General features: G+C 39.6%; 24 protein-coding genes. 18 read left to right on the top strand and 6 right to left on the bottom strand.

All coding sequences use genetic code 11. From position 1 onward, the window contains the following. The first annotated feature begins 2 nt into the window (after positions 1-2). Both ESZ50_RS00245 and ESZ50_RS00240 read left to right on the top strand, forming a co-directional pair. On the top strand, positions 3-470 hold the full coding sequence (locus ESZ50_RS00245; RefSeq protein ID WP_148621586.1) for a universal stress protein: 468 nt from the start codon (positions 3-5) through the stop codon (positions 468-470). A 66-nt stretch (positions 471-536) separates the two neighbouring features. Further along, on the top strand, positions 537-1,022 hold the full coding sequence (locus ESZ50_RS00240; protein WP_148621585.1) for a phosphatidylglycerophosphatase A family protein: 486 nt from the start codon (positions 537-539) through the stop codon (positions 1,020-1,022). A 59-nt stretch (positions 1,023-1,081) separates the two neighbouring features. On the opposite strand, the gene ESZ50_RS00235 is transcribed toward ESZ50_RS00240, so the two are convergent. Next, positions 1,082-2,101: a baeRF6 domain-containing protein gene (locus ESZ50_RS00235; RefSeq protein ID WP_148621584.1), complete on the bottom strand. Its 1,020-nt coding sequence runs from the start codon at positions 2,099-2,101 to the stop codon at positions 1,082-1,084. A 193-nt stretch (positions 2,102-2,294) separates the two neighbouring features. On the opposite strand from ESZ50_RS00235, the gene ESZ50_RS00230 reads away from it, so the two are divergent. The 4 genes from ESZ50_RS00230 to ESZ50_RS00215 all read left to right on the top strand — a co-directional run bounded on the left by ESZ50_RS00230 (position 2,295) and on the right by ESZ50_RS00215 (position 5,400). Further along, positions 2,295-2,678: a YxeA family protein gene (locus tag ESZ50_RS00230; protein WP_148621583.1), complete on the top strand. Its 384-nt coding sequence runs from the start codon at positions 2,295-2,297 to the stop codon at positions 2,676-2,678. A gap of 419 nt (positions 2,679-3,097) precedes the next feature. After that, a complete protein-coding gene (rbsK, locus tag ESZ50_RS00225) occupies positions 3,098-4,033 on the top strand; it encodes a ribokinase (protein ID WP_148621582.1) in 936 nt (311 codons plus the stop codon). 13 nt (positions 4,034-4,046) lie between these two features. Beyond that, positions 4,047-4,469 (top strand): D-ribose pyranase, encoded by a 423-nt coding sequence (gene rbsD / locus ESZ50_RS00220; protein WP_148621581.1) that lies wholly within the window; start codon positions 4,047-4,049, stop codon positions 4,467-4,469. Positions 4,470-4,485: 16 nt separating this feature from the next. Further along, positions 4,486-5,400, top strand: a complete 915-nt coding sequence (locus ESZ50_RS00215; protein ID WP_148621580.1) for a GRP family sugar transporter — start codon at positions 4,486-4,488, stop codon at positions 5,398-5,400. Between the two features lie 50 nt (positions 5,401-5,450). Here the strand turns inward: ESZ50_RS00215 and ESZ50_RS00210 are convergent, their stop codons facing one another. Next, on the bottom strand, positions 5,451-6,239 hold the full coding sequence (locus tag ESZ50_RS00210) for a VOC family protein (RefSeq protein ID WP_148621579.1): 789 nt from the start codon (positions 6,237-6,239) through the stop codon (positions 5,451-5,453). Between the two features lie 156 nt (positions 6,240-6,395). Between ESZ50_RS00210 and ESZ50_RS00205 the strand changes: the two genes are divergently transcribed. The 4 genes from ESZ50_RS00205 (at position 6,396) to ESZ50_RS00190 (ending at position 8,988) form a co-directional block, all read left to right on the top strand. Further along, entirely contained in the window at positions 6,396-7,220 is an 825-nt protein-coding gene (locus ESZ50_RS00205) for a Cof-type HAD-IIB family hydrolase (RefSeq protein WP_148621578.1), read from the top strand. Between the two features lie 67 nt (positions 7,221-7,287). Continuing rightward, positions 7,288-7,740 carry a MarR family winged helix-turn-helix transcriptional regulator gene (locus ESZ50_RS00200; protein WP_148621577.1) on the top strand — a complete coding sequence of 151 codons (453 nt, stop codon included), beginning with the start codon at positions 7,288-7,290 and terminating at the stop codon, positions 7,738-7,740. Between the two features lie 9 nt (positions 7,741-7,749). Beyond that, positions 7,750-8,265 carry a GNAT family N-acetyltransferase gene (locus ESZ50_RS00195; RefSeq protein ID WP_148621576.1) on the top strand — a complete coding sequence of 172 codons (516 nt, stop codon included), beginning with the start codon at positions 7,750-7,752 and terminating at the stop codon, positions 8,263-8,265. Between the two features lie 15 nt (positions 8,266-8,280). After that, complete coding sequence (locus ESZ50_RS00190; RefSeq protein WP_148621575.1) at positions 8,281-8,988, top strand: B3/B4 domain-containing protein; 708 nt, start codon at positions 8,281-8,283, stop codon at positions 8,986-8,988. 42 nt (positions 8,989-9,030) lie between these two features. On the opposite strand, the gene ESZ50_RS00185 is transcribed toward ESZ50_RS00190, so the two are convergent. From ESZ50_RS00185 to ESZ50_RS00175, 3 genes are read right to left on the bottom strand one after another with little or no spacing between them, the layout of a single operon-like run. Continuing rightward, positions 9,031-9,612 (bottom strand): TMEM175 family protein, encoded by a 582-nt coding sequence (locus ESZ50_RS00185; protein WP_148621574.1) that lies wholly within the window; start codon positions 9,610-9,612, stop codon positions 9,031-9,033. 20 nt (positions 9,613-9,632) lie between these two features. Next, a complete protein-coding gene (locus ESZ50_RS00180) occupies positions 9,633-11,042 on the bottom strand; it encodes a C69 family dipeptidase (RefSeq protein WP_148621573.1) in 1,410 nt (469 codons plus the stop codon). Positions 11,043-11,100: 58 nt separating this feature from the next. Beyond that, positions 11,101-11,547 carry a GNAT family N-acetyltransferase gene (locus ESZ50_RS00175; RefSeq protein ID WP_148621572.1) on the bottom strand — a complete coding sequence of 149 codons (447 nt, stop codon included), beginning with the start codon at positions 11,545-11,547 and terminating at the stop codon, positions 11,101-11,103. 235 nt (positions 11,548-11,782) lie between these two features. Between ESZ50_RS00175 and ESZ50_RS00170 the strand changes: the two genes are divergently transcribed. Beyond that, positions 11,783-13,003 (top strand): D-alanyl-D-alanine carboxypeptidase family protein, encoded by a 1,221-nt coding sequence (locus tag ESZ50_RS00170; RefSeq protein ID WP_148621571.1) that lies wholly within the window; start codon positions 11,783-11,785, stop codon positions 13,001-13,003. A 44-nt stretch (positions 13,004-13,047) separates the two neighbouring features. On the opposite strand, the gene ESZ50_RS00165 is transcribed toward ESZ50_RS00170, so the two are convergent. Continuing rightward, positions 13,048-13,389 carry an MmcQ/YjbR family DNA-binding protein gene (locus tag ESZ50_RS00165; protein ID WP_148621570.1) on the bottom strand — a complete coding sequence of 114 codons (342 nt, stop codon included), beginning with the start codon at positions 13,387-13,389 and terminating at the stop codon, positions 13,048-13,050. A gap of 185 nt (positions 13,390-13,574) precedes the next feature. Here ESZ50_RS00165 and ESZ50_RS00160 point away from each other — a divergent pair, with 185 nt between their 5' ends. The 7 genes from ESZ50_RS00160 (at position 13,575) to ESZ50_RS00130 (ending at position 20,745) form a co-directional block, all read left to right on the top strand. Then, positions 13,575-13,763 (top strand): hypothetical protein, encoded by a 189-nt coding sequence (locus ESZ50_RS00160; protein WP_148621569.1) that lies wholly within the window; start codon positions 13,575-13,577, stop codon positions 13,761-13,763. Between the two features lie 193 nt (positions 13,764-13,956). After that, a complete protein-coding gene (locus ESZ50_RS00155; RefSeq protein WP_148621568.1) occupies positions 13,957-15,789 on the top strand; it encodes an adhesive domain-containing protein in 1,833 nt (610 codons plus the stop codon). Between the two features lie 172 nt (positions 15,790-15,961). Beyond that, positions 15,962-16,639, top strand: a complete 678-nt coding sequence (locus ESZ50_RS00150; RefSeq protein ID WP_148621567.1) for a TVP38/TMEM64 family protein — start codon at positions 15,962-15,964, stop codon at positions 16,637-16,639. Positions 16,640-16,925: 286 nt separating this feature from the next. Further along, positions 16,926-17,099 (top strand): type II toxin-antitoxin system RelB/DinJ family antitoxin, encoded by a 174-nt coding sequence (locus ESZ50_RS00145; RefSeq protein WP_148621566.1) that lies wholly within the window; start codon positions 16,926-16,928, stop codon positions 17,097-17,099. Positions 17,100-17,347: 248 nt separating this feature from the next. Further along, complete coding sequence (locus ESZ50_RS00140; protein WP_148621565.1) at positions 17,348-18,352, top strand: mucin-binding protein; 1,005 nt, start codon at positions 17,348-17,350, stop codon at positions 18,350-18,352. A 343-nt stretch (positions 18,353-18,695) separates the two neighbouring features. Then, entirely contained in the window at positions 18,696-19,934 is a 1,239-nt protein-coding gene (locus ESZ50_RS00135; RefSeq protein ID WP_148621564.1) for a M20/M25/M40 family metallo-hydrolase, read from the top strand. 130 nt (positions 19,935-20,064) lie between these two features. Continuing rightward, complete coding sequence (locus ESZ50_RS00130) at positions 20,065-20,745, top strand: GDSL-type esterase/lipase family protein (RefSeq protein WP_148621563.1); 681 nt, start codon at positions 20,065-20,067, stop codon at positions 20,743-20,745. Positions 20,746-20,777 lie beyond the last annotated feature (32 nt).

Genomic DNA, 20,777 nt, shown 5'->3' with positions numbered 1-20,777 from the left:
TTATGCGCGAATTATTAAAGTTCAATGTTGAACCTAAAAACTTTCAGTCCATTTTGGTTGGTGTTGATGAATCAGAACAGGGGCATGTTGCCTTAGCAAATGCAATTCATCAAGCCGAAGAAGATCATGCACATTTAACAATTGCTACTGTTTTGGAATTGGGTGACTTATCAGTAATCGATGCTCTAAATATCCCCGTTATTCGAGAGAAAGAGGAGGCCTTGGAGGCTAATCTGGCTCGCTATAAGGAATATGCACTAAGCAAGGGCTTAGCAGATGTCGACACCAAGCTAGGTACTGGCAATACTGCTGGTGAAGTCTTGCTAACCGATATCGTGCCAACAGTGAATGCCGATCTAATTATTATCGGTGCTCATTCAAAACAGGGGATTTGGGATAATCTAGGTTCTCAAGCGGTTTATATTGCTCGGAATGCTAAGATTTCAGCAATGATTGCCCGCGGTCAGTAAATTATTGGTCAATCTTCTGGTAAGATGAATGGAGTAAGTATTCTTCTAAACTGGGGTGGCAGATTTATGGCTAATAAAAATAATGGGTATTATAACGATGTTGTTGAGCAACTTGCTGGTCGAGGCGTACAATTGACCGCAATTGCCGATTTAGTTATTTTCGGACAAAAAGATCATATGCCCGATCTTACACAGGATCAGGCATTAGATTCTGTCAAAAAGGTGTTGCATAAGACGGAAGCTCAGGATGCAATCATGACTGGTCTAGCTCTTGATGATCTGGCAAATGAGCGTAAATTACCTGAACCAATCCAAAGTAGAATCGTAGAAGACTCAAGCACATATGGTGTTGATGAGCAACTTGTCATGTCAATCTTAGGCGTATATGGCACGATCTCATGGACCAACTTTGGTTATTTAGATAAATTAAAGCCTGGTATTGTTGGACAGCTAAATGACGAGCAAAAGGACGGTGGACGCGTAAACACTTTCATCGACGACATTGTTTCTGCAATTGCGGCGGCTGCCGAAGCACGTATCGCACACGATTAATTCTCAGACAGAAAAAAGGACCATCAGTTATAAGAAACTGGTGGTCCTTTTACTTTTTATTAATCAACCTGCACAATATTGCATGAGGCATCCAGATCATCAAGGAAGTACATTGGCAATTTCATTTTGTAGGCATTAAGGGTTAGCTTAGCCAACGATTCGAGCTGTTCCACAGGTAACGTGAAGTAATTTCGCTTATAGATTAGCACTTGCTTATGTCCAAGTGGTAACTCTTCAGTATAATCAGCACTGATAATATTTTCGGTGGAAGCATTATCCAAGATGTACTGAGCGTTCTTCTTGTTAACTTCTGCAACAATTTCCTTGTAGTTGGTATAAAGCATTTGCATCAAGTTGAGCTGATTCTTAATTACATAATTATGATCAAGATTCCGGACAACTAGCTTTGATACATCCTGGAATAATGTAATATTTTCGGGAGTTCCGGCAAGGATAATCGGTAAGTCCGTGTGTTCTTCTTGAATCAATTCAAAGACACCTTCATCAACAGCTCGGTAGAAGCGCTCGTGTTCAATTGAACGCTTTTCGGTATTGTGACCGTGAACAGCCAGTTGCTTATCACCCATACTGCGACTATTCATCTCACCAACACGATACTGTTCACCCAAAACACTCTTGATTTCTAGGGGTTGCTTAGGTGTCAACTGTTCAATCATGTTCTCTGCAACGTGATATACGTTAACTTCATCATAGGCAAGATTAACAATGATTCGTTCCGGCACAGCCTGCTTTAGTTCTACTAAGGGTAGAATGAACGGGGTTGTCTTCATGGAAACAAAAGCATCTACGCTAATTCGATCGAATTGATATACAAAATGTTGATCGCCCGTTAGGAAGATTGCTACGGTTACCAGACGTAATTCATTTAGCTTATGCTCATTAACAACATCTTTGAACTGCACCAATAATTCGGGATCACTCTCTAACGTACCTTGAATTCTTTCAAGAACAGTTGTGTTCTTTTGATAATTATCTCCCGTTGTATAGTAAATGGTTGTAACGGGCTGTTTGCTAGTTGTCACTTCTGTTAATAACGTAGTTAGTAGATTCTTTTTCATATTTGGCCTCCTTGAGCGTCTTTTACGCCTTTGTCAGTTCTATTGCTTACTTTCTATCCTACTGACCATGTGCGGAGTATTTATGCGCTAAACGTAAATTTTTTTTGGCTGAATTTTAAACTTACAATATTGTAAGGCGGTTAATGTATGATCCCCATTACAATAGAGGAAAGTTAAAACAAGGGGACCAAAGATGAATATAAAAAAAATCTTAATTATTATTGGAACAAGTCTTTTCGGGTTGTTGCTGGTGAAGTTCGGCCTAGATTTTGCGATAAGTAGCTACTGGCAGGCTCATTATAGTGGACCAACGTACTATACGCGGATCACTACAAAGACACTTTATAAAAAAGAACAGGCTGGTCGCGATCGTTTCTATACGTATACTGTCAATGCAGTCAATTCTCAAGGTAAAGTTAAAGCGATCACCTTTAATGAAAACTTGAATCGCCCATTGAAGGAAGGAGCCTATCTCAAAATGACTGTTAACACGAAAAAAGGTGTTACAGATTGGCGTAAAATCAAGAGTAGCGACATCGATAACCACATAAAGCGAATTATCAAGGTAAATAACTAAGAAAAAAGACGTTCATTTAAACGTCTTTTTTTAGCTTAGGAACCCGATCTTTTTCATTTTTATAAAATCTTTATGTAAAATATTTACAAATTTTTTTTGAAGCTTTTGTGTACAAAAACACATTCGGAATGTCTGAGATGTAGATTGGGTAAATATGGGTATATTTCCTTCAAATACATAACATCTATCATAAATATTAAATCGTAAAATACCAGTAAAACGTTTTCTTAAAAGTAAAGAAAACGTTTTACTAGTATTTTCATCAACGGTTTGCGCCGATGTTAAATTGGATGTTTACAAATAGTTGTTGTCATACTATACTATACAAGTTACCTGATAGATCACTATACTTTTTAGTTCACAAGTTTTGGGGAGCTGGGGGCGTAGTAATTAATTTTTATGATAAGGAATATATAATTATGGAAAATGTAATTACGGTTTTGGGATCAACTAACATTGACAAGGTTGTCGCTGTTCCACGTTTTGGAAATAGTGGTGAGACGTTACACACACCTAACCACATTGTTGAAGCAATGGGTGGAAAAGGTTTGAACCAAGGTGTTGCTGTTGCACGTTCTGGCGTGAAGACAAACATGATCACTAAGGTTGGTATGGAATTCGATATCGCCAAGAATATGAACGTTGCTAACTTGGATACTTCACATGTTATGCGTTCTGCTAACGAAGAGACTGGTCAAGCTTACATCACTGTTTCAGCAGAAACGGGCGATAACTTGATCTATATCTACGGTGGTGCCAATGCAGACATGACTGCTGCTGATGTTCGTGAGCACACTGCCGCAATTACTGAATCAGAATTTGTGATTGCTCAACTTGAGACACCAATGGAAACAGTTATTGAAGCTTTCAAGATTGCTCGTGAGAACGGTGTTAAGACGATCTTGAACCCAGCTCCAATGCCTGAGGTTGGTGGTTTGCCTGCAGAATTGTTGGAACTTACTGACATCATTGCTCCTAATGAGCATGAGACATTCCTATTAACAGATATCGAAGTAACTGATGAGCACTCAATGATTGAGAACGCGCAATACTACTTCGAACGCGGAATCGATACTGTTATCATCACAGTTGGTTCAGAAGGTGCCTTCTTCATGCGTAAGAATGGTGAAAAGGGACTTGTTCCAGCATTCAAGACAAATGCAGTTGACACAACTGCCGCTGGTGATACTTTCATCGGTGCAACTTCAACTCGTTTGAACCCAGCTTTGGATAACCTTGCAGAAGCAATGCGTTATGGTGCTGCTGCATCATCACTTACTGTTTCACGTGCAGGTGCACAACCAAGTATTCCACTTGAAGCTGAAGTACTTGCCGTTCTTGACGCTAATAAGTAAGGAGTGATATATCATGCGGAAAACTAATTTGCTTAATACCAAGCTATCTAACGCAATCTCAGAAATCGGTCACACACAATGGTTGACGATTGGAGATTCAGGTCTTCCAGTTAAGGATGACGGTCGCAAGATTGATCTTTCTGTAATTCGCGGGTTGCCTTTGTTCATTGATGTTTTGGCAGCTACTTTGTCAGAAATGAAAGTTCAAAAGGTTTATCTAGCAGAAGAGATTAAGACTGAGAATCCAAGTCAACTAGCTGCAATTGAAGCTCTTTTGGATGATGACGTTGAAATCGTTTGGACTTCACACAACGAATTGAAGGCTATGAGCCGCGATGATAACAATATCGCCACAGTTCGTACTGGTGAAATTACACCATTCTCAAATATTGTCTTGGAATCAAATGTTGATTTCGTTGGGGAAGCAATCAAATAAAGTAGGGTAAATATAAATGAATACTGTGGGATTATTATTTGCAGCACTAGCAATTATTGGATGGAGTGCCTATCCAACACTTGTTTCTGTATTTGGCGGTAAGCCAGTACAAGGAATCTTTGGTGCTACTTGGGGAACATTAATTGTTGCAATTGTTTTGGTACTTATTAACGGTTATTCAATTCCAAGTGGTGCTGACTTCTGGCTATCATTTGCTTCTGGAGCTGCCTGGGCTTTTGGTAACGTTTTGACAATCGCGGCCTTTGGAATGAAGGATGCTGATGGAAACGTACTTGGTTCAGCCAAGGCAATGCCAATTTCAACTGCCTTCCAAATTACTGCTAACGTGCTTTGGGGAGTTATCATGCTTGGTAACTGGAGTTCAACAACTTCAAAGCTTTACGGAGCAATCGCCGTTATCGTAATCTTGGTCGGTGCTTACCTAACGACTTACCAAGAAAAGAAAACATCTGGTAATCGCGAACTATTGATCAAGGCTGTTGTTGTCTTGTTGATCGCTCAAGTTGGTTACTCATTGTACGGAATCTTGCCACAATACACTAGTAGCAAGGTTGACGGACTACACATGTTCTTGCCACAAGCAATCGGAATGGCAGCATTCGGTTTGATTCTTGGAATTTACGAAGTACTTAAGAACCGCAACAATATCTTTGCGCAATCAACGACTTATAAGCAAATCTTCTCAGGTTTCTTCTTCGCCATGGCTGCCTTAGGATACTTGGTTTCAGCTCAGCCAGAAATGCTTGGTCTAGCAACTGGATTCGTGCTTTCACAAGTTTCAATCGTTGGTGCAACTGTATCAGGGATTATCGTAATGCGTACATTTAAGACTAAAAAAGAATGGGTTGTTATCTCCCTTGGCTTGATTGCTATCGTGATTTCTGCCTCAGTTACAGCTTTCTTGAAGTAAATCGTAACTATAAAAAGCCTCGTAAGTAAACTCTTACGAGGCTTTTTTGTTTATGCTGGTTGTGAAGGTTCTGGGCGCATTGCCACAAAGAATGCACCTTGGGGATCGTGAACCATTGCAAAATCGCCATAAGGTGTATCAAAGCTAGTCGAATCAACCGTGCCACCAAGTTCCGTCAACCGTGTTGTAAACTCATTAACGTCCTCGACCACAAAAGTAACTGCCCACTGCGATTGTCCATTCAGATAACTTGGAAATTCAAGTGAGGCATCATAGAAACCACCGACCTGACGCTGATCATCTGGTCCAAACGTATAGTAACGGAAGGTATCTTCATCAGCAACCTTTGTCAGGCGACTCTCAAAGACATCTTCGTAGAACTTTGCCACCATTGGAAAATTTTTGCCAACTTCCAATTCGAACCAGCAAAGATCACCAGCTAAGTTGCGACCAAAGGCGGTAAACATTCCAGTACCTTCAACAAGACCAAATGGTTCATCAGCCAAACCTGAGGCAAAGGTGAATTTCCCACCTGGCATATCAGTGGCCGGTAGGTAGGTTTTACCACCTGCATTGTTGACATCAACGATACTTTGTTCAATATCGGGAGTTTCAAAGTAAGTCAGCCATGCGGTTGGTTGGTAGGGGTTCATCTTGCCCATCATACCACCAATACTTGCACCTTGATTGGTGATGGTGTAATAGGTGAACGTTTCATCATCTGCCATCTTTTCAATTTGCCAGCCAAATAATTGCTCATAAAATTCTTTTGCAGTTGCAATATCATCGACAGCCAAATCAACCCAAGCGGGCAATCCTTTACCATGTTGTGCGGTCATAAAACTTTCCTTTCTAAAACGATAATCTGTAAGCCCTTTCAACGCTATCATTATAGCACCAATTTATACTTAGAATGCATATATTCCTTTAATGCAAATTGCCAGGCCAGTAGTTATAATAGGGGTATACTAGCCCACAAAAAAGCGAGGTAGCTCATGGAAAACGTTAAGATTGTTGCAACTGATTTGGATGGTACCTTTTTTGATAGTCAACGTCAGGTTAATCAAGAAAAATTCGCCTATATTTTGACGCGTTTTGATGAACAGAATCGGCACATGGTGATCGCAACGGGTAACGATAAACCACGCGTCGATAGTTTCTTTGAGCCATTTGTCGGCCGATTTGATTATGTTATTAATAATGGTGCGCAGGTTTTCACTCGTGAACAAACTTTACTGAATATGTTCCACTTCAACCATGCTCAACTGAGATTTTTAACTAAATACCTGGACGCTAAAGATTATCAGTGGCGAATTGGTGTAATTTATAATGGCGTAAACGATTCATACATGCTTAAAGCCCAACAAAACCAGGGCGATCTATACGAGGATAGTCTCTGGTATTTCCCAAATTTAAAACACATTCAAACAATTGATGAGATTCCTGATAACGAGACTATTATCAAGCTAACTTTTGCTCTGCCGCTTGCAGATGTTCAATCCTTAATGCGCGAAATGACTACTAACTACTCTGACAAATTTCACATCACAACATCAGGATATGGTTCAGTTGATATTATGCCGGCCGGAGCAAATAAAGCCAGTGGCCTTGAAGTTCTTCTGAACCATTACCAGGTCACCGCAAGCCAGCTGATGACTTTTGGTGATGGCTTAAATGATTTAGAGATGCTGAATCTTGCAAAATATCCTTATGTAATGCCCAACGGCGATGAATTCTTATTGAATAGCTTCCCGCATGCACACGCTAATAATGATCATGATGGTGTTTTGGACACAATCATTAATACATTACAGCTCTAATATAATGTTGCAATTACAACATTAAAGTGTAATAATGAATTATTCATAAGCTGAAGGGGGGGGCGTTTTGGAAAATACTTTACGTTTGATTGGTACGATTAGTCGCGCCCTAGATTCGATCGCAAATGTCGAATTCAAGGAACTTAATCTTGCACGGGGCCAATATTTATACTTGGTCCGAATTATGGAACATCCTGGCATCATTCAAGAGCGTCTTTCAGAGCTGATTGCTGTGGATCGAACAACCAGTAATCGTGCTGTTAAAAAATTAATTGAGCAAGGGCTCGTTTCAAAGCAGTCCGACCCCATAAACCAAAAAATCAAACATTTATTTGTGACACCTGTTGGTGAACAGCACGCCAACGTTATCCTAAAAGAGAATGCATATTCAACAAGAGTTTCTCTGGCAGGACTTTCAAATGATGAGGTCAAGACATTAAATGCTTTGCTTAAAAAAATGGATCAAAATGTGAATCGAGACTGGCTGGCAGTTAAAAAAGGCATTTCGAGAAACTATTAGGAGTAGATCATGGTGGATCAAATTAAGTCAATTGATGAGTCAATGGTGACAACTTTACAAGCACTCAGCGCAACCACATTTACTGAAACCTTTGGCAAAACTAACAGCGCCACCAATATTGAACAGCATAATACCGAAAAATATAGCGTGGCTCGTTTAAGGGCGGAGCTTGCTAATCCTGATAGTCATTTCGTATTTATCTACCATGATCATCAATTAGCTGGTTATCTCAAAGTGAACCGTGGCGAGGCACAATCTGAGCCAATGGGGGATTCATATATGGAAGTTGAGCGGATCTATATCCTTGTCGCTTTTAAAGGACTCAGGTTAGGACGGCAACTCATGGAATATGCATTCAAACAAGCCCATCGGTGGAATTTAAATAGGCTTTGGCTTGGTGTATGGGAGCACAATGATGATGCCTTAGCTTTTTATAAGAAGCTAGGGTATTATGAACTTTCAGATCATGTCTTTACTTTAGGCGAGTCGCAACAACGCGATTTGATCATGGCAATTGAACTATAAAAAAGGGGAACAAATATGCAAAACTTTACTGTCGATGAGAGTTTTTGGGAGTTATTCCCAGAAGCTGAGATAAATATCTTAGTTCTAAACAATATTCAAAATCGTGCTAATGACGATGAAGGCAAGTATGAGCAACTACTCGCGGATGCTCAAATCAAGGCAAAGGAATATTTGACTGAAGAGGTCTTTAGCCAAAATCCGGTTGTTGCCCAATGGCGTGAGGCATACACCAAGTTCAAAACTAAAAAAGGGGCTCGTTCATCAATCGAAGCATTAATGAAGCGGATTGATCAAGGTAAGCCGCTAGGTAGCATTAATCCTTTGGTTGATATTTATAATAGCATTTCGCTGGAATATGCCTTGCCGGCTGGTGGTGAGAATATTCAAAAAATTGATGGTGACCTTCATTTGGGGATTGCGCAAGGTGGTGAAGGCTTTTTACCACTGGGTGCAGAGGTGGATGAGCCTGCTTTACCAGGAGAAGTAATCTATTATGATCAAACCGGAGCTGTTTGCCGTTGTTTCAATTGGCGTGAGGCCCAGCGAACAATGCTAACTGATGATACAACTGATGCTGTACTAGTCATCGAAGCTCTCAATCCTGAACAGAAGGCTCGTGCACAAAAAGCAATTCTTCGTTTGAAAGAATTAGTTGATCAGGAGTTTGCAATTGATAGCACAGCGCATGTTATCAATGCAAATCAACCAAGCGCCACACTTTAATGGCCTAAAAAAGCTCTCAAGAATTTAAATCTTGAGAGCTTTTTAGTCGTCCATACGATATTTGGTTACCTTAACGGTCCAAATTAACCAAGTTACCGTGATAACGAAAATTACGAAACCAATAATATACGGAATCAAGAAGGCAAGGCCAATTCCCAACGTTCCTACTGCTAGAAAGATCAACCGCACTCGATTTGTGCGATGCATTATCGCTCGTTCCACCGGATCAACCCTTTGAGCAATAACTAAACTCAATAAATATAAAGCCAGGACTGTCAGCATATATACAATACCGTAAACAATACTTGGTGCAACGGCATTCGGAAACTCACCAAACCATTCAGTTGTAATTGGTAACAGCGAGATTGGAAAGAGTGCCAGAATGTTAACCCAAAGCACTGTTCGATCAACCAACTTCAAATCCAATAACATACTGTGATGGCTGACCCAAAATGATGTAACTAGTAGAAAACTAATACTATATGCCAATACCGGATGATAAAAAGCCGGTTCCAATAGCGCTCGCCAATGCCCGCTATGTGGAATTCGAATGTCTAACACCATAATTGTAATGATAATCGCGAAGATCCCATCGCTAAACGCTTCTAAACGACTCTTCGACATAATTTTCAAGTAATCCTTTCTTAATCATCCAAACTGAAACGCAGGGTCATGTTAGCTGACGCCTGTCTAACCAGCTTACCAAGCAAGCTACGCGTGTTTGTCTCATAAATTTCTGCCATTGCGGCATTTGCTTGTAAGAGGTGTTGTTCATACTGATTACCGCGGTATTGGTCTGTGGCCTTTTGAATTGCTAATGTTGCTAAGCGATTTTTCTCGGCAAATGTCTCAATTAAAGGTTGATAACGTTTGAAATCAGCATCCCCAATCACGGCAATCATTCTTACCAGCCAATAGATGCTGTTGGTGTCAAATTCCGGAGAAGTCGTCTGATAAGCCGTCGGAGTATCATTCACGTTTGCGTAAAAGGGGACCAGCTCATTAAATGGATTCGGTCCAAATGCCAACCAGTGGATTCCTGCTAATTCGCTTGGAACGTTAGAACGAATTTGCAAGATATGAGTTTCTTGATTACGATTCAAGCCAATTGATCGAAGTGACCCAGCTTCATCGTGATCTGTGTATGGATCAAAAACTGTATTTTGATAATGTGAGCTCAAAAGCCACTTGACGTCTTGAATAGAAATTTTCTGCTGAGCATAATTGATAAATGGTAAATCTTGATCGGTCGGATCAAGTGGTGGTTCTGCGTTCAAGGATTTCTGAACAAACCAAGCACGTGGGTTGTTATATTGCGTATCCTTAATTGTGGCACTTCCAAAGATATGGCGTAAATTAAATGCAGTTAGATCAGGATTCAAATTGTTCATATTAACAAAATCTTCTAAATCGCTTGAAGACAACGTATCCGGTGCATGCAGGTCAAAAAGATCGATGTTAAAACGATTTGGTGCAATCACATACGCATCATCTGGAATCCGGATTGCTGCCCAATGGTGCCCACCAATTGTTTCTAGATACCAAACCTCATCACGATCAGAAAAGGCAATTCCATTCGACTCATAAGTTCCAAAATTTGTTAATAGCTCACCCAGACGTATGACGCCTTCACGCGCCGACCGGATATAAGGTAGCACTAAAGTTGTGATATCCGCTTCACCAATCCCAGTTAATACAAAAGGATCGGCAGTCAAAACACGATCGTTGGTTGTACTGGTTTCTGTCGCCGTCATTGCAACATTCTCACTATTAATACCAGCAGCGGCCCAAATTCCATCTTGATCATTTGCATCAGGCGTCGATGTGTATCGCAAAGGATGCTCTGGTAAATCAATTTCAAAACCATTAATTGCTGACCGGTAATGACGCGGTTGAGCGGCTGGTAAAATTACCTTGAAAATCTGTGGGTTGGGTTCTTCACCACCATCTTCATTTCGGGCAATCAATGTTGATCCGTCCAACGTAGCATTTTTACCAGCGAGAAAGGTTGTGCAGGTCTTTTTGGCCCGCGAGTACTTCTCAAAATTAAACATTAGCATCACTCCCATCCAAAGTATCTATATTGTATTTTAACGCCAAGGCGACGAAATATCACTTAGTTAATAACATATCGAGGTGTGGGATATCATCCTCCAGATAAACATCTGAAACTGGAATAAAACCAAATCCCTGATAGAAATTCTCAAGGTAATTCTGGGCGGCTATTTTAATCGACCGTTTTGGAGCGCTTCGCTCGATTTCTGCGAGGGTTGCGGATACTAATTCGTGTCCCAAATGATGTTGACGATAGTTTGGGGCAACTAGAACACGGCCAAAGCTAATATTGATCCCATCAATGTGTTCAATAATCCTAGCATAAGCAACAATTTTGTTATCAGCTTTCAAAAAGACATGTCGGGCGTTGTCATCTTGATCATCAATCTCTTGATAAGGGCAGTTTTGCTCAACAACAAAGACACTCACACGTAATTTAAAGATTTCAAGCAGTTCTGCAATACTCAGTTCATCAGTGCCTTTGATGTATGTTGAAAATTCCATAATTAACCTCCAAAAATAAAAGCAGAAGCAAACACATTCCTCACTCAACGAGTGCCCTAGTGGAATATGTTCAGTTCTGCTTGTTCGTATGTCCCGGGGGACGCTACACAGTTATTGTTTAACAACTATTCTAGCATAAAAGAGGCGACTATCGCTAACAATATTCTAGCTTTATCTTTAACTACTTTTATGCTTCAATTAATTAACAAGTTAAATTTCCGGAGGGTTTGATTCAATGTTTAAACCACTTAAACTACTCATAACCAGCTTAGTTGGATTCTTATTGCTTAGTTCAGGTTCCGCGATATCCGCGGCTATTTTTCAGCCAACAATCGAAAGCCAAGCTGGAATTACTATTGACGCTCAAACAGGGCAAGTTATCGCTAGTAAAAACGATCAAGAACGGTTACCAATTGCATCAATCTCAAAATTAATTGTAATCTATTTGGTCGAGCAAGCAATTAAGGACGGTAAGCTGACTGCGGACCAACCCGTCAAAGTATCTGCTCAAATTGCTAGCTTCAGTCAAGATGCTTCGGTAGCAAATGTAACTTTATCAACCGATCGGACATATACCGTCCATGAACTTGAAACAGCGGCCTTATTACCTTCGGCCAATGGAGCTGCAATGGCCTTAGCTGAGCTTGTTGCCGGCAGCCAAAATGCATACTATCAGACGGCTAATCAGCTTCTGGATAGTTGGGGGATTAAAGATAGTCACTGGGTCTCAGCGTCTGGTCTTAAAGGTAGCTACTTAACGGCTTTTGACTCCAACCAAGATGGGGATGCCGAGAATAAATTATCTGCCCGTGAGGTTGCGATTATCAGTCAGAAATTACTGCTCGATTATCCAGATATCCTATCAATTACTCAGCAAAAAACGGCCAGCTTTCCAGGCATCGATGGTAACATGACCACAATCTCGAACACTGATGAGCTTCTTGGGGTATCCAAATATAATCTACAAGGATTGAAAACCGGCCATACTGAAAACAATGGTGTAAATTTTGTCGGTTATGCGCATGTCAACGGACGTGCTGTAATTACGGTGACTCTGAACGCTCCTGAGAAGAAAAACTTCAGTGATACGGAAGCCATGTTAGATAGTACTGCACAACTAACCAAAGTTACTAATCTAAAACCAAAATCAACGATTACTGTTCTAAACGCACAAACAAAAAAAGGGGTGGTTAATATTACCGCCAAAAAAGCCCTGCCAATTTTTTATAGCGTGAGTGGTCACATTCCAAAAATCACAAGTAAAATCCAACAAACTACCAAGAATCAACAAGCACCGATTCAAACAAGTACCTTGTTGGCTAAACAAACAGTTACTTTAGACATTAACGATTTAAACGATTATCTAACTCAAAAGCCTAGTTTAACTTACTATGCTGATAAACCTGTTCAAAAAACTAACTTTCTCGTGACATGGTATCGAACAACTTTTAACTAAATAAAATAAAGAGTCGATCTGGGTAACTGCCTGGATCGACTCTTTTATAATGTTAAATCGGCGCTCATTGCAACTGCTTTTAATAATTCATCACGGCTAAGCTCTGTATTGTTCACCATGATGGTCACCCAATGGCGTTTATTCATATGATACCCAGGCAACACCCCTTTGAGTAATTGTAGCTCCGCATTCAACTCCGGCTGAAGTTTCAGGTTAAGTGACAACTCTTGATCTTTCGTGTAAACCATCGCTAATATTTTATCATTGTGGTGGTGCTTTAACACATACCATTTGATTTGATCTGGTCGATCGGGCTTATTAAACGGTAAGGAGACATATGCGTTTGTCTGGTCCAAAATCATCTCAATTAATTCTTGTTCGGTCATTGCAAACTCCCCAAAGCATTTTTTAATTTCCAGTTAATCATGATTTATTATACTCTAAAGCAATATAAAAGATTGGACTTAAAACCTTCGCTTAATGTAAAGAATATATTCACTTTTAGCAGGTCATTTATTCATCTACAAACAACATAATTAAAATAAATTAACATTGAAGGGAATTGAGAATTATGAATAACGAAGTTGTAATCCCACGAGATGGACGCGTTCGCCAGCTATTGAGCATTGATAATGACCAGACTCGCGTAACTTGGCAATTTAGTGCAAATCTTGGCTGGTATGTCCAAGTTCTTGGCAAGTACTATCAAATTATTTATGATGAATACCTTAATGTTACTGACCTCGACCTAATCTGCTAAAACAGCACCCTTGAAGGAGATTTCCTTTTAGGGTGTTTTTAGCTCGAATAACATAGAGACCACTTACTTATAAATAAAATATCTTTATAATCTTGCAACAATAAAATGCCTTTTTATTCACAGATTATTGTCAACTTTCTTCTAAGATTAAAGTAAGGCACATAGTCATGGGGAAGTTTATGAGGTTTTTATTATGGGGATGATGAGTGGGAAACAATTCACTAATAAGCATTTTAAACAGCAAAGACGTAAGGGGATTTTTAAATTTCTAACCCTCTTGTGGACAACCCTTTTGTTGACTGCAAGTATGGCTAACTTCGGTCAAATCTTTCCAACACCACCAGCACAGGCGGCGGCACTCAATATTGAGATATTAAATAACATTACGACTACCAATAATAGTAATACAACAACGACAAACCGAATGGCGCTCGGCAGCCAACAGAATGTCAATTTTAAAATTACTGGTGATCAATTAGCCAATGTATCAGTGCTAACTGGTTCACGTTATGCTGTTGTAACAGTGCCCAATCAGTTGCTTGGTCAAGTTCAATTAAACGGTAACGCCACAATTAATACGAATCTTTTAATTGACTACAACAAAGTTGGTGGGCTACAAGATTTGCTAACAACCGTCACAAATCTTGTCACAACCGTCACTAACATTTTGAACGGTTCCTTAGGTGCTCTAACCAACGTGACTTTAGACGTGACATCTTTAAACGCGGCAGTTGCCAAATTGCACGGTGATCAAAGTATCACTGGAGTCAATTTCTCAAAAGCAACTCAACTAAGTAGTGATGGTGTCATCAGTGCGCCACTTGATGATGAGCTTGGCAAAGTCCTAAATCAGAACTTAATCACTACACTCCAGACACTTAAAACAGCTGTCAACGGGCTCCATGCCACTGCCAATAATGTCTTAGGGAATGTACTAGCAGCCTTGATCAATACAACCTTGGCACCTTTGAAGACTGCAACAACAACGGCGATCGACGCCATCTTGACACCTTTACTAGCTGGGACGAGTCCCGTTACAAGTGAACTAATTGATGTTTCGGTTTTGGGGCATACTGAGGCTACAATCCCAACAGTGGTGCATGTACCTAGTAATTTGGCACATGATCTTGATGCGCGTTTTGTAGGAACCGTTGTTAGGACAAGTGCCCTAAATCTAAGTATTCTAAATTCGTCAGCAAATGCCAGTTATGTCTATATGGAAGGTCTGGACCTCGATACCACACCACCAGATCCACCAACAGTATCAATCAGCGGTAATAGTGCTGCAGGTTATATTGTGACAGGTAAGGCCGAGGCAAATTCAATTGTTGAGATTAAAAATTCTAGTGGCACCGTGATTGGTCGAACCGTTGCATCAACCACTGGAGACTATACTATCAACTTGCCCGGCTCAACTGGAGCTAGCAAACAATTATCTGCAACCGCAACTGATGGGGCGGGTAACGTTAGTACCGCAACCAGTTTTTCAACCCCAGCCGATCCAACCAATCCTGGAACGTTAGCGATCGACTTTGCCTCAAATATTGACTTTCAGACACAAAAGATCTCCACAAAGGATCAAACATACTTTGCTAAACTATCAGAACGTTCTGCACAAGTAGTTCCAAACTACCTCCAGATTACCGACGGTACTTGGCAAAATGCCGGCTGGTCTGTTAATGTCACTCAATTGGACAACTTTAAGAATAATGGTCATTCATTATCAAATGCAGCAATGACCTTCTCAAACGGTAATGCTACTAAACTCAGTGGTTCAGAAACGCAGTTACCAACTGTCGAGAATAACTTCACTTTGCAACCAGGTGTAAGCACGCCGGTAGCAACCGCCAGCCCAAGCCATGGTAATGGTACTTGGATTATCCAGTTCGGAGTTGATCAAACAAGTGGTGCAAATGCCATTAGTTTTAATGTTGACGGTGCCAGTACCAAAGACGCAGGGAGCTATTCAACAACTTTACAATGGAATCTCTCTCAAACGCCTACAAAAAGTACCATTGTTAATTAATTCCAAAAATCCTACAGATCATTGTAGGATTTTTATTTGGTCTATCTCAAGTTTACTATCATACTTTACAGATACTTTTCAAAGGCACATAAATTGCGAATGCTAGGAATTTGCCCTATAATCATAAAGGTTAATCAATACCGAAACACTTTAAAGATGAAAGAGATTAGTTTTGATATATCGGATAAAAAATGAAAAGAAACTACAACGTACCTTATTAATTATCTTTATCATCGTATTATTAGGCTTTATCTACCGTTATCATTCGGTAATTGGCTCGTTTTTCTCAGATGAGTTAAATCGCCGAGAATTACAACATTTCTTACGACAGCATGACAAGATTGGGGCCGTACTACTGTTGCTCCTAATAATTATCTCCTTGATTGTACCTGGTATTCCAACTGCCCTTTTATTTGTGATTGGTGGGGCAGTTTATGGGTATGCTTTAGGTCTATTTATCAATGTTCTCGGTAGCTTTACTGGTAATTTGACTGCCATTTTATTGTTCCGAAGATTAGATAATCAAAGTCGATATCACAGTTCAAAATATTTACGAAATTTCAAACGCCTATTAAAGAAAATCAAAAATCCCTATCTGGCGTTAATGATTGGCTACATAATCCCAGTTATTCCAACGAGCTTGGTCAATTTCTATTTGAGCCAATTGAAATTAACGATTAGACAACAAGTTAAAATGGTTCTTATCGCTGTGCTACCAGTCACATTTATTTATACTTTCAGTGGTGGAGCAATCACACGAGGTAATTTGATGCTGTTATTATTTGCAATCGTCGTTATCGGTCTAACGATTTTAATTTCGCAACGTTTAATTACACGAAAACACATTTGATCGTACCTGCCTAATTTAAAAATAGTTAACAGTGTTATCTTACAGTCAGTATTATTAGACCAATTTTGAAAATCGCATTGCCATTAAGCCGTTTAACGATAGATCAGCCTTTTTTGGTCAACTAGGTCAATGTTATTTATGATTAAGAACTTATTTTCCAAATACTAATATAATTCCTTAATAACAAATATTTGCTTTATTTTTTGTGTTAAAGCTGATATTATTTAAGCACCTAGAGAGATGATTTAGACAATTGGAATAACAGCTAGAAGGAGACTCATATAACATGGGGGAAAAGTTGATTCAATTGCGCGTGGAAGATGATGTCAAGGCAAAAGCAGACGATATTTTCGCAAATCAAGGTTTAACAACACAAGGCGCTATTAAAGTGTTCTTAACGCAAGTTGCAAATACTGGTGAATCACCATTTGATCATTTATTCGGCAACAAGCAAAATTAAAAAAGAACCCATCCTTCAGTGATGGGTTCTTTTTTAATTGTTAAAATACCTAAACTCGTTGATTTGACATTTTTTGAATGAAAAACATCTATTTTTCAGATGTTTGCGAGTGAATTACCTTTTATATGTTTGCGTCTGTAATATTTATAACATAAGTTATCTCTCGTTTACGATTCAAATCCATTAGTATTATTTCCATAGTTATGATACTCTAATGCTCATAGTATATGTAATCGGGGTAGGAATTAATGAAAAACGTTGTAAGCAGCTTGTTGCTTTTCTCTGCAATGTTGGGTTCAATTGCAGTCACGGCAGCCGGACAAACTAACGTATATGGCGATGAGGTTTCAAGAAACGAAACTTCGAGCGCCGAACAACCAAAAACTCAAATTATCAATTATATGGACACCACTACTGGCACAAAGCTCAGTTCCAGTGTGATGCTCGGGTTCGCGCCTGTTGATCTTAAAGAGAACGCCATTGAGGATATAGCAGGTTATGAAAACAAAGGTTATAGATTAAGTTCGGAAGATTTATCAGCCGATTCGTCTGAATTAATGGTCAATTTTGAACATGGCACTAGCATTGTTAATCCGCTTAATAGTAAAACTCCTGATACACCAATCAACATAAATGATCAAACTGGTGTTAAATGGCCCGCCGAGACGGCCCACAACGCACTGGTAAAAAGTGTTAATGAAATAATCCATTATGTCTATGAAGATGGGTCAAGGGCGAGTGCTGATGTTATCAATAAGGTAGACTTTAATCATGAGTTGATTTATGACAACGTCACTGGGAAACCAATTAGTGATCATGGTTGGACAACTAACGATAAAGCTTACTTTGCTGCACAGGTATCACCAACTATTCAAGGTTATGTACCAAATCAAATGGCCGTTGCTGAGGTCAATAATTTGTCTGCTGACAGTAAGGATTTGGAAGTAACTGTCGTTTATAAGCAAGTAAAAAGTTTAACGCCGTCTGATGTATCCACGAAACCGGCATTCGTAGATAGTCTAACTCCAACTAAATTAGCCACAAGTAACTCAAATTCTGATACTTTGGTGCATACGGCTACCGCCACTTCGCCAGCGATAGAGCAACCTGAGAGCATATCTGAATCAGACAACTCATCAGCACTAACCTTACCTAAGACTGGTGCGAATAGGACTGCAAGACTATCAACAATTGGCATCATTGTAGCCGCATTCGGTTCAGTTGGCCTTTTCATCTTTGGTCGTAATCGATAAACAATTTATAAAATAGATTTTAATTTAAATCGAGGGCTCTGATTAAGAGTCCTTTTTATTTTTGAATCTAAAACACCGCCGAAGAGCCATTTACTACAATTAAATTTAGGTGTTTAGCATATTTCCACAATATTTTATGCTATAAAATGATTGATGGGTGTAAAATGTATAAAATAAAAAAATTAATGACTACATGTCATTTGGGGGGCAAATATGTTTTCTAAACAGGCATCTGCCTGGATATATTTGATAACTGACTGTGGCTATACGTGAATGAGTAAAGAAGCATAGAATAATTGATTCTAACTATTTACTTAAAACGAAATATATCTGGAGAATACTAATGAACAAAGAAGAGAAGTTAAATATCCTTAAGGATTTAATTGAATTAAACACCATCAATGATGACGAAAAGCTTGTGGCTGATTATTTGGCTGATATTTTTATCAAACACGGAATTGATCCGAGCCAGATCAAAAAAGTCGGCCAATCAGATAATCGCGCTAACTTGGTTGTTGATATTAATCCTACGAGTACACCTGTTCTAGCGTTCACAGGTCATGAAGACGTTGTTTCATCGGGTGATTTAACTGCCTGGCAACAGACAGCGGGGCAGGCCTTCAAAGCAATCGAAAAGGACGGGCGATTATTCGGGCGAGGCACTTCTGATATGAAGAGTGGTTTGGCAGCACAAGCAATTGCATTAATTGAACTAAACGATGATCCGAACTTTAACAAACACGTTCGTTTTCTTGCAACAGTTGGAGAAGAAATCGGCATGCTGGGATCAATTCAACTAGCCGACGAAGGCTTTGTTGATGATGTTGAAGCACTAGTTGTCGGCGAACCATCTACCACCAATAATATCGCAATGATTACTCAATTGGCTGCAAGTGGTATTATGCCAATTGCCCAGCCAAATCCAAGGGAATTTGGACGTCATGCAATTTATTCGGCACACAAAGGTTCCTTGAATTATACGGTAATAGCTAAGGGGAAAACCGCCCATAGTTCAATGCCCGAGTTAGGCATTAACGCAATCGATCAATTGCTGACGTATTATAATGCTCAACAAGCATACTTTACCACCTTGAAAGAGTATTCTAACGACATCCTAGGACGAATCGTTCCTGTCAACACAATGATTGCTGGTGGCGAACAGCCTAATACAGTCCCTGGATCAGCTAGCCTAACAGCCAAGATCAGAACAATTCCTGAATATTCAAATGAGCAAATTGCAAGCGATCTGCAAGCAATCATCGATGACCTAAATGCAAAGGGTGCTAATTTGACGTTGCAAATAACTGGTAGTATCATCCCTGTTTATACAAGTGTGGATTCACCGTTGGCAAACCTTGCACGCAAGCTACATCATGAGACTTGGGGAGAAGATAGTCTAGTCGTCGGCGCAACGGGTGGAACAGATGCAGCTAAGTTCGTTGAACGTAATCCTAAGCTTGAAGTCATCATCATGGGGCCTGGTAACGAAACCGCGCATCAAGTTGATGAATTCGTGCTGATTGATGATTATTTACAATATATCGACATTTATCGTAATTTTGCCATCGAATACTTCAATTAATAAAAAGAGGCGAGCTGTTATTAATGACAGCTCGCTTCTTTTGTTAATCTATTTAGTTCAATAGTTGACAAGCTAACTAAATTATTCTATGATATTCATCAATAAAATAAATGTTAATTTGGAGATAGATATGACAGAGCAAACTACCCAATTAACGAATTTAGATCCTCGAATCGTAGAATTCCAAGACCATATTCGTGCAAAGTATCAATCAGAGAATCAAAATGTTAAAAAAGGACAAATCGTCTTTGTGGGATCGTCTTTAATGGAAATATTTCCGATTGAGAAGATGCAACAAGAACAAGCCTTAGGTTTGAAAAAGCTCATTTATAACCGTGGCGTCCGTGCAACAACGACGGCAGATCTACTGGCGCATTTAGATACTTTGATTTTCGAACTGGAGCCTAGTAAGATTTTCTTAAATATCGGTTCAAATGATATTGGCTTCAATGTTCCCGAAAATGTATATCTGGCCAATTATGCAAAGATTCTAAGGGCAATCCAAACGCGGCTACCCCAAACTGAAGTCTTCTTAATGGCTTATTATCCAATCAACACGGTTGATGATTTTGGCGAGGAGCGGAAGGAACATCACAAATTTTATGAACATCGTTCCAATGCTTTGTTAGAGAACGCGAATGCGCAGGTTAAAGTTTTAGCGCAACAATTCAATTATCAGTATATCAATGTCAATGCTGGTCTAACTGACGCTACTGGTAATCTAAAAAAGGCCTATACCTTTGATGGTGCACACATGTTACCAGTTGGCTATCAAGTTGTACTTGAGAATATGCGGAAATATTTGGATTAAAAAAGCATTCCGGCTAAACCGGAATGCTTTTT

Origin of the sequence: Weissella muntiaci (assembly GCF_008107635.1) — a bacterium.
GTDB lineage: Bacteria > Bacillota > Bacilli > Lactobacillales > Lactobacillaceae > Weissella > Weissella muntiaci.
The sequence above is the reverse complement of the archived record's forward strand: the minus strand, read 5'-3'. Positions and strand labels throughout refer to the sequence as shown.

Excerpts from the sequence above, each read along its gene's own strand:
- ESZ50_RS00245 (WP_148621586.1), top strand. The coding sequence starts at position 3 with ATGCGCGAATTATTAAAGTTCAATGTTGAACCTAAAAACTTTCAGTCC.
- ESZ50_RS00240 (WP_148621585.1), top strand. The coding sequence starts at position 537 with ATGGCTAATAAAAATAATGGGTATTATAACGATGTTGTTGAGCAACTT.
- ESZ50_RS00235 (WP_148621584.1), bottom strand. The coding sequence starts at position 2,101 with ATGAAAAAGAATCTACTAACTACGTTATTAACAGAAGTGACAACTAGC.
- ESZ50_RS00230 (WP_148621583.1), top strand. The coding sequence starts at position 2,295 with ATGAATATAAAAAAAATCTTAATTATTATTGGAACAAGTCTTTTCGGG.
- rbsK (WP_148621582.1), top strand. The coding sequence starts at position 3,098 with ATGGAAAATGTAATTACGGTTTTGGGATCAACTAACATTGACAAGGTT.
- rbsD (WP_148621581.1), top strand. The coding sequence starts at position 4,047 with ATGCGGAAAACTAATTTGCTTAATACCAAGCTATCTAACGCAATCTCA.
- ESZ50_RS00215 (WP_148621580.1), top strand. The coding sequence starts at position 4,486 with ATGAATACTGTGGGATTATTATTTGCAGCACTAGCAATTATTGGATGG.
- ESZ50_RS00210 (WP_148621579.1), bottom strand. The coding sequence starts at position 6,239 with ATGACCGCACAACATGGTAAAGGATTGCCCGCTTGGGTTGATTTGGCT.
- ESZ50_RS00205 (WP_148621578.1), top strand. The coding sequence starts at position 6,396 with ATGGAAAACGTTAAGATTGTTGCAACTGATTTGGATGGTACCTTTTTT.
- ESZ50_RS00195 (WP_148621576.1), top strand. The coding sequence starts at position 7,750 with ATGGTGGATCAAATTAAGTCAATTGATGAGTCAATGGTGACAACTTTA.
- ESZ50_RS00190 (WP_148621575.1), top strand. The coding sequence starts at position 8,281 with ATGCAAAACTTTACTGTCGATGAGAGTTTTTGGGAGTTATTCCCAGAA.
- ESZ50_RS00185 (WP_148621574.1), bottom strand. The coding sequence starts at position 9,612 with ATGTCGAAGAGTCGTTTAGAAGCGTTTAGCGATGGGATCTTCGCGATT.
- ESZ50_RS00180 (WP_148621573.1), bottom strand. The coding sequence starts at position 11,042 with ATGTTTAATTTTGAGAAGTACTCGCGGGCCAAAAAGACCTGCACAACC.
- ESZ50_RS00175 (WP_148621572.1), bottom strand. The coding sequence starts at position 11,547 with ATGGAATTTTCAACATACATCAAAGGCACTGATGAACTGAGTATTGCA.
- ESZ50_RS00170 (WP_148621571.1), top strand. The coding sequence starts at position 11,783 with ATGTTTAAACCACTTAAACTACTCATAACCAGCTTAGTTGGATTCTTA.
- ESZ50_RS00165 (WP_148621570.1), bottom strand. The coding sequence starts at position 13,389 with ATGACCGAACAAGAATTAATTGAGATGATTTTGGACCAGACAAACGCA.
- ESZ50_RS00160 (WP_148621569.1), top strand. The coding sequence starts at position 13,575 with ATGAATAACGAAGTTGTAATCCCACGAGATGGACGCGTTCGCCAGCTA.
- ESZ50_RS00155 (WP_148621568.1), top strand. The coding sequence starts at position 13,957 with ATGGGGATGATGAGTGGGAAACAATTCACTAATAAGCATTTTAAACAG.
- ESZ50_RS00145 (WP_148621566.1), top strand. The coding sequence starts at position 16,926 with ATGGGGGAAAAGTTGATTCAATTGCGCGTGGAAGATGATGTCAAGGCA.
- ESZ50_RS00140 (WP_148621565.1), top strand. The coding sequence starts at position 17,348 with ATGAAAAACGTTGTAAGCAGCTTGTTGCTTTTCTCTGCAATGTTGGGT.
- ESZ50_RS00135 (WP_148621564.1), top strand. The coding sequence starts at position 18,696 with ATGAACAAAGAAGAGAAGTTAAATATCCTTAAGGATTTAATTGAATTA.
- ESZ50_RS00130 (WP_148621563.1), top strand. The coding sequence starts at position 20,065 with ATGACAGAGCAAACTACCCAATTAACGAATTTAGATCCTCGAATCGTA.